This is a genomic window from Streptococcus sp. 959 (genome assembly GCF_013277075.1).
Classification (GTDB): domain Bacteria; phylum Bacillota; class Bacilli; order Lactobacillales; family Streptococcaceae; genus Streptococcus; species Streptococcus pseudopneumoniae_C.
Genome location: NZ_VMMF01000015.1, coordinates 1 through 13,515, shown reverse-complemented (window position 1 = coordinate 13,515; position 13,515 = coordinate 1). Strand labels below are relative to the sequence as shown.

Below are 13,515 nucleotides of genomic sequence, written 5' to 3'. Positions count from 1 at the left end.
TGACTAGTGACGAACTTCCCAACTTGAATCCGCTTTAATTTCTGAAATATCATGAATCGTTGTATATTTAGGTGCACATACTTTATTTTCAGTAAGAACAGATACAATATAACCTGAAACTACTGATACAGAAATTGAAATCAATGAATATGCCCAGTAGCTAACAGTTGTTGGAGGAAGGAAGTATTTAATAAATACCATAACGATGGTTGATACAATCAGCGCTGCATAAGCACCTTGTTTATTTGCTTTTTTAGAAACAAAACCAAGAATGAATACACCACCAAGTAGACCAAGTACAAGTCCCATGAAACTATTGAACCATTCGTATGCAGATTTAATATCTGAATGAGCCATGATAATGGAAACAACAATTGAGAATAAACCTACTGCTAGAGATACGAATTGTGCAATTTTCGTACGACGATCGTCTGACATATTTTTAGAAATGACATCTTGAATATCCAATGTCCATGAAGTTGCAACAGAGTTCAAACCTGTTGAAATAGTTGATTGAGCTGCTGCATAAATCGCTGCCAAGATCAAACCTGTGACACCTACTGGTAACTGGTATGCAATAAAGTACATAAAGATTTGGTCTTGAGGGATATTGCTAGCTGCACTGCCTGCATTTTGTACTTGATAGAATACGTACAAGCCTGTACCGATCAAGTAAAAGACTGTTGCAGTAGCAAGTGACAAGACACCATTTGTGAACAACATTTTATTAAGTTTCTTAATATTTTGTGTTGTAGTAAAACGTTGAACCAAATCTTGAGATGAAGCATAGGAAGATAAGATTGTAAAGCCTGAACCCATCACAATTAAGAAGATGGAGTTTGAAAGCAAGTTAGGATCGAAAAGTTTTTCATTTGCAGCAAGGAATTTCCCGTTTGCTAATGTTTCTGCTACTGCACCAAAGCCACCTTTAATATTAGCCATCAGTACAAATAAAGCTACAACGACACCACTAATCAGAACCACACCTTGAATAAAGTCTGTCCATAATACGGATTTTAGACCACCAGTATAAGAATAAACAATTGCAATTGCACCCATCAAAATAATCAAAATATTGATGTCAATTCCTGTCAATACTGATAAACCAGCTGATGGGAGGTACATAATGATAGACATACGTCCCAATTGATAAATAATAAACAAGAGTGCTGAAATAATACGAAGTGCTTTAGAATTAAAACGTTTATCCAAGTAATCATATGCCGTATCGATGTCTATCCGTGCAAAGATAGGTAAGATAAAACGAATTGTCAGTGGAATAGCTACAACCATCCCTAATTGTGCAAACCATAAAATCCAGCTACCTGCATAAGAGTTACCAGCGAGTCCTAAGAAGGAAATCGGACTGAGCATTGTGGCAAAAATGGATACCGAAGTAACATACCAAGGAACCGAACCATCTCCTTTAAAGAACTCTTTTCCTTTCATCTCTTTTTTAGAGAAATAGATACCCGCAACCAACACCGCAAGTAAATAAACAATCAAGATAATTAAGTCAATTATTGTAAATCCTGTTGTGCTCATAACATATCTCCATATTGATTTTATTTATTATAAAAATTCTTTTCGTGCTTGTTGAATAAGTACTGCTGCTTGTTTTGCAACCTCCAAGTCACCTTCTGCCAATGCTTCTAAGGGTTGACGAACAGAACCTAAATCAAGTTTTTCATTTAGACGCAAAACCTCTTTTGCTACAGCATACATATTTGCCTTACCTGATACCATCTTATAGATAACTTCATTGATAGCATATTGAAGTTTTTTAGCAGTATCTAAATCTCGTTCTTGAATCAAACTTTCCAATTTCAAGAACAAATCTGGCATAACGCCATAAGTACCACCAATACCAGCTTCTGCTCCCATCAAGCGACCACCAAGATATTGTTCATCTGGACCATTGAATACAATGTAATCTTCTCCACCTGCAGCTACAAACATTTGAATATCTTGTACAGGCATAGAAGAATTTTTAACTCCAATCACACGAGGATTTTGACGCATTGTTGCATACAAACTACCAGTCAATGCAACCCCTGCCAATTGTGGAATATTATAAATGATAAAATCTGTATTTGGCGCAGCTTCACTCATTGCATTCCAATATGCTGCGATTGAATATTCTGGCAATTTGAAGTAAATAGGTGGGATAGCAGCAATAGCATCGACTCCAACACTTTCTGAATGTTTTGCCAATTCAATACTATCTTTCGTGTTATTACATGCAACATGGTTGATAACTGTTAATTTACCTTTGGCAACTTCCATAACAGCTTCAATAATTTGTTTACGATCTTCTACACTTTGGTAAATACATTCACCTGAAGAACCATTTACATAGATACCTTTTACACCTTTGTCAATGAAATATTGCACCAGAGATTTTACACGTTCTTGGCTAATTTCACCATTTTCATCATAGCAAGCATAAAATGCAGGAATAACGCCTTTGTATTTAGTTAAATCTTTCATCAGATTTCTCCTTTATATTGTTTTTTATTTGATGACATTAATAAATCGCTGAGCAATTTCTTTTGGACGTGTAATCGCTCCACCAATGACAACACTGGTAACACCTAAACTATAAGCTTTTTTTAATTGTTCTGGATAATGAATTTTTCCTTCGGCAATTACCGGAATATTAAAATCAGCCAATTTTTTCATTAGTTCAAAATCAGGCTCATCTGATTGTACACTTGTACTTGTGTACCCTGATAATGTTGTACCAACAAAATCAACGCCTGATTTAAATGCATAGAGACCTTCATCAAAATTACTTACATCCGCCATCAATAATTGATTAGGATATTTTTCTTTTATTTTTTTGATAAATTCACTGACAACTAAGCCATCATATCTTGGTCTTAAAGTTGCATCAAATGCAATGACTGTTGTTCCGCATTCTACAAGTTCATCTACTTCTTTCATCGTAGCAGTAATATATGGTTCTTGAGGTGGATAATCTCTTTTGATAATTCCAATTATTGGTAAATCTACTACTTTCTGAATTGCTTTAATATCACGCACAGAATTTGCGCGAATGCCCACTGCTCCTGCCTCTAAAGCTGCTTTAGCCATAAAAGGCATCAAGCTAAATTCTTCATTATAAAGGGGTTCACCGGGTAAAGCTTGACAAGAAACAATGACTCCACCATGGACTTGACTTATAAATTTTTCTTTAGTCCAAATTTGGCTCATTTTATTATTCCTCCTTATGGATAATAGTTTGATTGTAATAATATTGTCTCTCTGGACTTTCCAGATAATGAGAGAATAAGCAGTCTGTAATTAAAAGTATTGGAAACTGAGGTGATATGCGATTGCCATACGAGAGATGATTGATCGAAGCTAATAACAATAATTCGTCAAAGAAACAATCTTCTTCGTCAAAATTTCTTGTAGTCATTAAAACTGTTTTAGCGCCTTTATCCGCAGCTTTTTGAAGACCTTCTAGTACAATATCAGTTTGACCTGAAATAGATGCTCCAATGACGAGGCAATTTTCATTAAGTAATAAGCTATTCCACAAAATCATATCCTCGTCTGATAATACTTCACCAATGACTCCGAGACGCATAAATCTCATCTTCATTTCTTGTAAAGCAAGAACAGAACTTCCTTCACCATAAAGATATACACGCTCAGCAGTTTCTATCATCTCAGCAATACGCTCAAGTTGAACTTCATCAAGAACCGTGTAAGTTTTTCTCAACATTTCTTCATAGTCGGATAAAACTTTTTCTGTAGCCTCTGTATACAATGCTAACTTTTCTTTCTCACGAATCATCTCTTGGTATTTGAAAATGAATTGTCTAAAACCTTTAAAACCACATTTTTTCGCAAATCGAGTCAATGTTGCTTTGGATACATTAAGGCTTTCGCACAATGCCTCACATGAATAATTATTAAGAGGTTGCTGTTTTAAGAAGAATTTAGCAATGTCTTTTTCAGCATATGCCATATTTGGTAAGTTAGCTTCTATCATTGGAATTAGTTCTTTTTGTAGTAACATATGAGCTCCTTTGTTAAAGTAAACGTTTACATTCTTTATTCTAACACTTATTTTTTTTTTTTTCAATATTTTTCATGATTTAGAAACTAGTTTCCAATTTCTTTCATTTCATAACAGAACAACAAATATAAAGATATAACAATTTTTATTCTTTATATTTGTATTTTATGCCTTTTAAGAACATTTGTCGGCGTTGATATGCTCATATATACATGTTTTCTTGATTTATATTTTTATTTTATTATTTCTTTCGAAATTTCTATACAACATTTTATTTCTAAAAAAATAGAAAAAATGTTCCTAGTTTCTTTATTTTATGCTGTTAATACATTTTTGTTTCCGAATTAAAAATAATCCTATAAAAACCACTGATTTATGAGATAAATCAGAACACCTATTTTAAAAAAGCATCAAACTATAAACTAGTAGGTTCCACACCAAATGTAGACCCATACTGCCCCATAAGTCCGATTTATAGCGTACCATCCCTAAAAACATCCCAAGTGAAACATATAAACTCCAAGCTAGAATGGTTCCTGGATGATGTACTAAGGCAAATAAAACACTTGTCAACGCAATTCTGATATCTAATTTTCTCACCAAATTCCATATAATTTCTCGATACAGAAATTCTTCAACCATACTCGCATTGATTAAGAACAATAAAAATGAAAACCAAGGAACTTGATGTTGAAGCCCAATTAAGTTTGCTTGATTCGTGCTTCCTTGAGCATGAATCAGACTAAAACATAGACTTATAATCAGTAGGCTAACGAATCCAATACCAAGCCATTTCATCCTAGTTTTCATATTGACCTTGGCCACTTGTTTACGTTGACCATACATCCATAAAAAAGAAATGAGCGACGCTCCATAGAGAATCTGTAGTATAATTAACTCACCGATACAAAGAAATTTCAGTAAGTAAAGAGATACCAATAGGACATTTACTTGTTGGAATATATAAACTGGAATTATTCTTTTCATAGTTACCTCCGAAATAAATCTTCATAATCTAAATCTAATACCTGCACAATCCTTTCTACCCATGGACTTTGAGGCATTCGTTGTTCCATCTTGTAGTGACGAATCTTTTGATACAAACGATTCAATTCACTTGGATAGTGAAACTCTCCCGCAAACATTTTTCTGGTTAACTCAATCCAGCTGATATTTCTTTCAGCCAAAATAATGGACAAGTTCTCCCAAAATCGTTCTGCCATATTGATTCTCCTTTAACTTGATAAATAATGTGTTTGTGCCATGTAAATCAATTGTTTCGTATCTCTTGGCAATAAAGCTCTAGCCTCCTCCAGATTCAGATTTGGATAAACTCGCTTATTTGAAACCGCAAGAGGAAGTCTGATGGTTAGTTCAGGATTTTTTAATATCATTTCGATGAAATCTGTTAATTTTAGGTTATCTCGATTCTTAAAACGTAATAAATTTGGAGATAAAAACTCGAAACAATCTGAAGAATAGCTCATCATCTCAATTAATTTATCCCTTGTCATTTCAGAAACTGAATGACAAGATACCTCAATGCCATAGTTTTGAAAGAAGTCTAAAAGAAGCTGATTTCTATGGTTATTTTTACTTAGATAGAGATCAATCATGGGAGACCTCCCAAAGATTCGGTTCCATTTGATATTCTGAGACGATTAAGGAATCTAATAAATTTGCGAAGTTAATCGGTTTCTTGTCTTCATCATAAGCTTTGACAGTTACTTGGGTTGTAAGTATTCCCTCTTTTCCCTCGGCTCGATAGCCTTGTCCATATAAAACAAAAACAAGATTATGATTATCATCTACAAAGGCATCAGCTCCGTTCTTTATATCCTGACTTTCAAGGAATTCCATAACGTTTTGAAGATAGGATTCGTAAAATAGGGGGTAGTTGTGTTTTTTATGGTAATCATCTAAAAATGTCACCTCAAACTCACATGGATAATTAGGCATCAAAAATATTTGTTCATCCAGCTGTTTGATTTCTGCATCATGTAATTCTGTTTCTAATTCATCACAATCTAGTATTGACTCTTTATTTAATGCTTTCATCTTTTTCCTCTATTTCTTTAAATTTCTTTGCGATTGCGGCAATCACAGGAACGGTTACACTATTACCAGCTTGTTTATAGAGCTGACTATTACTAGAGACTTTTCTAGCAGCTTCAAAAGCCCAATCAGGAAAGCCCTGCAAGCGAAAACACTCTCTAGGAGTGATTCGTCGTATCCTCAGACGGTAAAATTGTCCATCTATCAAGACACCAGCTACATGATAAACTTGCTTATCTTCTCCTTCATAGCTAGCCACTACTACTCCCATTTGCCCACTAGTTGTTAACGTATTCGCTATACCTTTTCCAACTCTACCACGACGATACTGAGAACTTGGTCTTTCTAAATTGATTGAATCCCCAATCTCTGCTTGAGCATATCCTTTTTTCGTTGCTTCCCGTACTTTTAGAAATTGGATTGGTTCTGGAATTAGTATTTTGGGAATTTTATCTCCTCCTTGCATTGTTGTCAATGTTGGAGATAAACCCTTACTTCCATAGACGCGACCAGTTTCCTTAAAGCTAGTTGGTAAATCTCCAACAACGACAATACCATGGCGATCCTGAGTATTTAAAGTAAACATTGGCTCTTGATTATCCTTGAAACGTCTACCATTTTGTCTTTTTTCTAATCTGTCTGTTGTCATACAAGGAATCGCAACTTTAAATCCTTCTCCTTTTCCACGAACTAAGGTTGGCGCAAGACCTTCTGAATAATAGACTTTACCACTCATTCCACTTCTTGATGGATTCAAATTTCCTAGTACTTTCAAAGTCTCAGAGTTAGTTGCTTGACCTTCTCGTCTGAAAGGAAATAAGAGTCTGGTACCTCTCTTTCTAGAATGTCCGATAATAAACACCCTCTCTCTGTTTTGGGGAACGCCAAAATCCTTACTGTTAAGCACCTGCCACTCAACATCAAACCCCAACTCATCAAGTGTGGTAAGGATTGTGGTGAACGTCCGTCCCTTATCGTGATTGAGTAGGCCTTTAACATTTTCAAGAAAAAGAAAACGTGGTTGGATTTGTTTGGCCGCCCGAGCAATTTCAAAGAACAGAGTGCCTCTAGTATCTTCAAATCCCAATCGTCTTCCTGCGATTGAAAATGCTTGACAAGGGAATCCCCCACAGATGATATCGACTTTCCCTCTAAGTTTTTTAAATTCGTCATCTGAAACATCTCGTATGTCATGAAATTCAATTTCTCCTTCCGTTTGAAAAATGGACTTATAAGATTTCCTAGCAAATTTATCAATCTCACAAAATCCAATACACTCGTGTCCGACACTTTCCATTCCAAGTCGAAAGCCACCGATACCTGAAAATAAATCAATAAATCTCATTTCTTGATTCCCCCTTCCTGATCGACTATCAATGTCCAAAGTATCACACCACTTGAAATTAAAATAAGAATGACTAATACCCACTCGATTGACGACATCTAACCACCTCCTTTTCTAACACGGTTATTCCAAACAGAATACAGGCCATTAAACACAAATTCAGCAAGTACTTCCGCTCGTCTAACAAAGCGAACATTGTCAAGAGCATACTGATAGATTCTCTCAAAATCAGTCATAGCAATTTCACTGGCTGTTTCAGAAAAACCCTCTCGTCTAAATTGATCTTGTACCAAACCCCAAATATAATCTCGATCATATTTTGTGACCTTTTCTACTTTTCTTCTCAAAATAGGTTGAGAATTCCTTTCTTCCTCATCCTCAATAAATAAAGATTCAGTCTCACTATATTTAGTCTCACTAACTTCAGTCTCACTAGGGGCTGAATAAGAGACGGGGGGCGTTTCATTTTCAACCTGCCCTAGTCTTTTTTTAACACTAGGCCTGTTTGAATTACCTACTGGGGTAGAAAACAACTCCCCTAAATAAATCTTATTAGCTAGTCTTCCTTTCTCACTTGAAGACTGTTGAACTTCATCAATTAAGTCATATTCTTTAAGAGTTTTTTTGATTGATAGTAGTTTTGACTTCGAACAACCTAACAGCCTCATCAGTTTAGAATTAGAAAATACTAAATAGACTGCTCCTTCTTCATCTATCCAACCACGACTGAGAGATAATTCTAAACGATCTTTTAAAATAGAATAAGCCACCTTTACTTCTAGTTTCATATCCATATATTTCTCATCCTCAAAAAGAATTTTAGGTAATTTATAATACCGTTCTGAAGTTTGGTATTGATTTGCGGTAATTCGTTTCATAGCTCTCCTCCAAGTTCTTTGAGTATTAAATCTCCACTTGATTCCAATCGAACCAAGCCACTTTTTTCTAATTCAGCCATCAGAGAGATGGCTTCAACAATATCAATTCCCATTTCACGTACTAAAAATGAAATGACAATATAGCGTGATGATTGTAATTCTTTTGTCATTTTTCCTCCAGAAAATAAAAAAACGGAAAGATTGTGAAATTCCTTTCCGTAACATAATAAATATTTGAACACCAAACTCAACACCAAAAAAATGTTTTTATTGATGATTATTGCTCAATCAAGCACATATAACAATGTGAATAATTAAAATCTAAACCAATAAAAACCCTTGAATTTCAAGGGTTTTAAGCATTTATTCTACTTCACAATGTTTTATTATTTTAAATCTTCTAGACCAACCATTGAATAGTAGCCATTGAGTTTTTTTCCTTTCGTATCAAGGGTTTAGAGCCCCTATTTTATTTTACTATCGCTTGAACATAAAATGAATGATGTTCAAACAATTTTTGTTTTATAATACAGAAATCTACTTTATATTATATCATGACTTCTATAGCCCTTCAAGCTCCCTGAATAGAAAAAAGCCATCAAATGATGACTTTTCAGAGGGAACAAAAACTGTCCCCTTTATATTTTAAACAACGGATTTAAGAAACCATCTGTGTTTTGCAACAATTTCTTATAAACTTTCCACTTGAGGCCTTCGGTATGCTTGAAACCACCTTCTTTCAAGTCTTTCTCAACAGCAGTGTTAAATAAGTCTTGGAGTTGAGCATAAGTTGAAATTTTAGAACCGTCTACTTCAATCTCAACAAAACCTTTCTGTGCTTTATCGTAAACTTCATGATACCAATGTTTCTTCCACTCTTCGAGGTTTTGGAATTGATTTTTAGAAACTTTCTTGATAATGAAATCATCACCTAAAAGCCCTTTATTTTCTCTGTTGGCATCACCTTTTAACTTGTTAGAAACATAAGGGATAAAGCCATTCTCATAACCATAGTAACCCCACATACGGAAAGTATTGTGTTTAAAGGAAATAGAACCTACGGTGCTTCGACTCGTATTTCCTCCAAAGACACCTGCCATCATATTGACAGTTTGATAAGCACTATCAAAGCCTTCCGTACGGAAGCGACCGTTATTTGGCATACCATGAAGAGTTACAAAGTTATTATCTACCAACTTGTCAATGCTATCAATAGGTAATTTCTTCTCTTCTTCCGTCAAATCACGCAATTTGTCCCACTGGTGTGGTTCTCCAATTAAACGGTTTCTATCCGCATTGGTACGCCACTCTTTATCCATCTTCTTGAACCACTTAGAGTTATCAGATAACTTCTGCTTAATAACGGCAGTAGCTTCTAAGTAATCTAACATCATCATAGACTCATTGTAGTTTTTCATATAACTATCAATCTTGTCTCGACTGTCTAACTTAGCTGGGTCATAATTGTAGTACTGCTCACCATCATTTTTACGCTCATAAGCCATGTTGATACCCAGAGCTTTATACTCACTATTCGGAGTAGATTTATCAGGGGTTTGTAACATACCTTGAGCAAAGGCTTCTAAGTCAGTACCTTCACGGTGTCTGTAACCTCCGTAGTAAACCATTCTATCGTTGACGTGAGTAGTTTCATGGGTGAAGGCTGAAATACCAAAGTCGTCTAATATTTTCGTAACCATGAAATACACTTGATCATCTTTATACGGGTCGCCATAAATCTTAGCCATAGCTCCCATAGCTCCATTTACTTGATGCCAACGATCAGTCGGGCCGAATAGCTCACGAATAGGAGATACCACTGCACCACCTCGTCCATAACCTTGACGATTTGCGTCAGGAATACCGTCATACCACTGACTGTCCCACACAGGAGTCGGTACCATATTTTGACTCTTGAGGAGCTTATCACGTACACTTGGAAGAGCTAAACGCGACCAAAAGTCTAGATATCTTTGTTGTGCTTTTGCTACTGAAATAATCTTAGGTTTTAAAGACTCTCTCGCTTCCTCTGTATTTTTACCATATCTCTCAAATGAACTATAAGCTAAAGTGTTATAGGTTGAAATCATAAAGATATGAGCTTTCTTTAAGTTGAGCAATGGTAAAATCATACGACCGTGAATATCATTGTTTAAACCATCAAATACACGGTGACGCTTATCTTTAAAGGCTTCTGTACTTGTTTCAGGTTCTACTACATAAACGTTTTTCGCAGAATGAATAAACCAGTCATTCAAATCTTTATCTTCTGTAAATAAACGCATGTTATAGTCTAAGAAGCTACGTAAATCACCTTTACCAGTTGCACCAGCAATAACTTCTTTGTAGGCATCTTGCGTACGGTCACCTTTTAAGAAATGCTCCCTTGAACCAATTTGAATCAAACGGTCTAGTACACTTGGTGTCTTACCATAGAAGTCCGGTTTGAACATCATGATATCCTTGATACTTAAATCACCATATTTGATATCATAGTAACGATTGAGATAAGTCAGTCCCATCATAATTTTTGCTTTGTTATCTTCAACTTTCTTAAGTAAAGCACGCTCGACTACTTCCCCACCGTTTAACTGATGATCTTCATTTTCTAAAATCTGACTAACAAGTTTTTCTAAGTTTCCTTTTACTTCTTCAAAACTTTCTTCTAAATACAAGCCCTTAATATACTCAGTTTTCTTATCTTGTGTGTTCTTCCAAGGTTTATCACGCTGATCCATCAAGCTACGAACTTCATCTGAAAGTAAGGTAACACTAGCTAACTTCTCTTTAATACCGCTTGCTAACTGGTTACGATTCTTCATAACCATATTTGGAGTATAGACAATGTTTTGACCTGCTACATCATACTCTTTTACTTGAGCTACTTTAGAGTCAGTTTTAGCAGTTACAGCTAACTCTTCTTTTGTACTATCAGCATAGTGAACCATAATCTTATCAATATCCGATAAATCAGTTACAAACTGCCCTGCTTTCATACCTGTTACAGACAGAACAGTTTTCTTAACAAGATTGGAATCATCTGTTAACTTATTCCCTTGGTTTACAATCCACTCTTTATTATAGAACGGTTGAAGTTTTTCAATGTTGCGATAGGCTTGTTCACGTTCAACTTTGTAATCTTGCGTTGTCTTATACTCATTATCCCGTGTTGTGAGAGCGTTGAGTTTATTTACAATGGGCTCTGTAATTGCATATTTATCTGCTGTGATAGCCAATTCTTTAATTTTCTTATCAGCTTCCTCTTGTGTTATAGGCTTAATACGATGCAATTCTTTAGAATGCTTGTATGATGAAGTACCCTTACTTACATCTTTTACAACGTAGTTTCTATTAACATTGTTACCAGTCCAATAAGGATCGGCACTGATATCATGTGAACCATAAAATATTTCTCCGGTTTCAACTTTCATCATTGAAACAGAATCTTCAATCGAACCATGCATGTTAAGACTTCCAACAGCACCGCCAACTTCAATTGGTTCTTCCACAACTATTGTACCTTTAACAACAGATTTTTTAATAGCTCCCTCTCTACCTACAGCATAGTTATCGCCTCCATTTTGCGACCAGTAAGCTATACCTGCAGCCTTAGCTTTCTTCCCTCGAATATTGGCATCTACATAAGCCTGCTCTACCAGCCCCTTCCAGTTTTCACCAACAATACCAGTCAAGAACGAACTACCTGTACCAATAGAGGTCACATTCCCAATAAAAGCTACATTTCTCAATGTACCGCCACTATCAATCTTATCAATAAATCCAGATACCCAGTTTCTACCTAATACGTTACCAGTCACTTTGACATCTTCAATTTTAGCGCCGCCTTTAATAGTGTCGGCAATCGGAGCAATTCGGTCTGCCCATGGCATATTTATGTCAACATTACCAAGATTAATATTCTTAATCGTTCCACCAATAACATTGCCAAATAACGGACGTGACAGGTTATGAATGGTATAGTGATTATCACCATCACTCAAGAGCTTACCTTTGAAATCTTTCGTAACATATGATTTACCAAATGCTGATACATTTGTGGCATTAAGGTCAGCACCCAATTTAAACTCGCCATTTGGATGTTCTTGCATATCTCTCACAAGTTCATTGAAATTGTAATATACATTATTGACTTTTGGAACTGATTTTTCAATATAATGCACATACTTATTACGAACCTTCGTTGGATCTGTATGTTGAATTAAATCTTTCGCTTCAGCAGTGATTTTATAAAGTTTTTTACCTTCTTCTGTCACCTCTTCAATAGAGTCAACAGCTAAACGAGTTACCTTATTATCGCGACTAGTGATTTTTAAGTACATTTTTTTAACATCTTCATCAGATGGTTTTTCATTCATAAAATCACTAGGTGTTTCAGTACCATCATCATTTACCTTCACTAAATTAGTAGATGCGATATTTTTAATTTCAAATTTTTTCAACTCTAAACGTAAAGGTTTTTCATCCAATTTAGACGTTTCATCACCTTCACCACGGTTGTAAGTCATTGTTGTTGCAATTTTATAATCTTTGAATAAATCCAAACCTTGAACAGCATCTGTCAATTTTTCTTTAGATAAGTCAACTCGCTTAACAATAGTATTCCCATCCTTAATCTCAGCTATAATGCTCTTGATTTCAGCATTATCTGTATTTTCAAGAGTATAATCCAATTTAGCTGAACGATCCATCGCATCTTCTGTAACCTTATCCAAAGTCAAAGTTGGTGCAACTTTTGTAGTATATTCAGGTAACTCAGCTTGAACTTCAGGTTCACCCTTTTCGGTTACCACCGCTTCTGGTAATGCTGGTTGAACTTCAGGTTCCCCTTTTTCAGTCACAACAGCTTCGGGTAAGACTAGTTGAACTTCAGGTTCCCCTTTTTCAGTCACAACAGCTTCGGGTAATGTCGGTTGAACTTCAGGTTCTCCTTTTTCAGTCACAACAGCTTCGGGTAAGGCTGGTTGAACCTCAGGTTCCCCTTTTTCAGTCACAACAGCTTCGGGTAATGTCGGTTGAACTTCCGGCTCACCTTTGTCAGTTACAGCAGCTTCTGGTAAGACTGGTTGAACTTCAGGTTCTCCTTTTTCAGTTACAACAGCTTCGGGTAAGGCTGGTTGAACCTCAGGTTCCCCTTTTTCAGTCACAACAGCTTCGGGTAATGTCGGTTGAACTTCTGGTTCCCCTTT

12 protein-coding genes are annotated in these 13,515 nt (G+C 35.7%); all 12 read right to left on the bottom strand.

Annotation, left to right across the window (positions count from 1 at the left end):
- Window positions 1-3 precede the first annotated feature (3 nt).
- On the bottom strand, window positions 4-1,545 hold the full coding sequence (locus tag HT717_RS04975; protein WP_173304555.1) for a sodium:solute symporter: 1,542 nt from the start codon (window positions 1,543-1,545) through the stop codon (window positions 4-6).
- Window positions 1,546-1,572: 27 nt separating this feature from the next.
- Window positions 1,573-2,490: an N-acetylneuraminate lyase gene (locus HT717_RS04970; RefSeq protein WP_024058029.1), complete on the bottom strand. Its 918-nt coding sequence runs from the start codon at window positions 2,488-2,490 to the stop codon at window positions 1,573-1,575.
- 24 nt (window positions 2,491-2,514) lie between these two features.
- The gene (locus HT717_RS04965) at window positions 2,515-3,216 is read right to left on the bottom strand and encodes an N-acetylmannosamine-6-phosphate 2-epimerase (protein WP_024058030.1); all 702 of its coding nucleotides are present in this window, start codon (window positions 3,214-3,216) and stop codon (window positions 2,515-2,517) included.
- 4 nt (window positions 3,217-3,220) lie between these two features.
- Complete coding sequence (locus HT717_RS04960) at window positions 3,221-4,030, bottom strand: MurR/RpiR family transcriptional regulator (protein ID WP_024058031.1); 810 nt, start codon at window positions 4,028-4,030, stop codon at window positions 3,221-3,223.
- A 399-nt stretch (window positions 4,031-4,429) separates the two neighbouring features.
- The gene (locus HT717_RS04955; protein ID WP_173304553.1) at window positions 4,430-5,017 is read right to left on the bottom strand and encodes a type II CAAX endopeptidase family protein; all 588 of its coding nucleotides are present in this window, start codon (window positions 5,015-5,017) and stop codon (window positions 4,430-4,432) included.
- Between the two features lie 2 nt (window positions 5,018-5,019).
- Entirely contained in the window at window positions 5,020-5,253 is a 234-nt protein-coding gene (locus tag HT717_RS04950) for a hypothetical protein (protein WP_000840776.1), read from the bottom strand.
- 12 nt (window positions 5,254-5,265) lie between these two features.
- Entirely contained in the window at window positions 5,266-5,646 is a 381-nt protein-coding gene (locus tag HT717_RS04945) for a hypothetical protein (RefSeq protein WP_173304551.1), read from the bottom strand.
- The gene (locus HT717_RS04940; protein ID WP_173304549.1) at window positions 5,639-6,088 is read right to left on the bottom strand and encodes a hypothetical protein; all 450 of its coding nucleotides are present in this window, start codon (window positions 6,086-6,088) and stop codon (window positions 5,639-5,641) included. The genes HT717_RS04945 and HT717_RS04940 overlap by 8 nt, the downstream gene beginning before the upstream one ends.
- Window positions 6,072-7,430: a DNA (cytosine-5-)-methyltransferase gene (gene dcm, locus HT717_RS04935; protein WP_173304547.1), complete on the bottom strand. Its 1,359-nt coding sequence runs from the start codon at window positions 7,428-7,430 to the stop codon at window positions 6,072-6,074. The genes HT717_RS04940 and dcm overlap by 17 nt, the downstream gene beginning before the upstream one ends.
- 98 nt (window positions 7,431-7,528) lie before the next feature.
- Entirely contained in the window at window positions 7,529-8,308 is a 780-nt protein-coding gene (locus HT717_RS04930; protein ID WP_173304546.1) for a replication initiator protein A, read from the bottom strand.
- Complete coding sequence (locus HT717_RS04925) at window positions 8,305-8,478, bottom strand: hypothetical protein (protein ID WP_024057854.1); 174 nt, start codon at window positions 8,476-8,478, stop codon at window positions 8,305-8,307. Before HT717_RS04925 ends, HT717_RS04930 begins: the two co-directional genes overlap by 4 nt.
- Before the next feature lie 468 nt (window positions 8,479-8,946).
- The coding region (locus HT717_RS04920; RefSeq protein ID WP_173304545.1) for a ZmpA/ZmpB/ZmpC family metallo-endopeptidase at window positions 8,947-13,515 on the bottom strand (4,569 nt) is incomplete at its 5' end.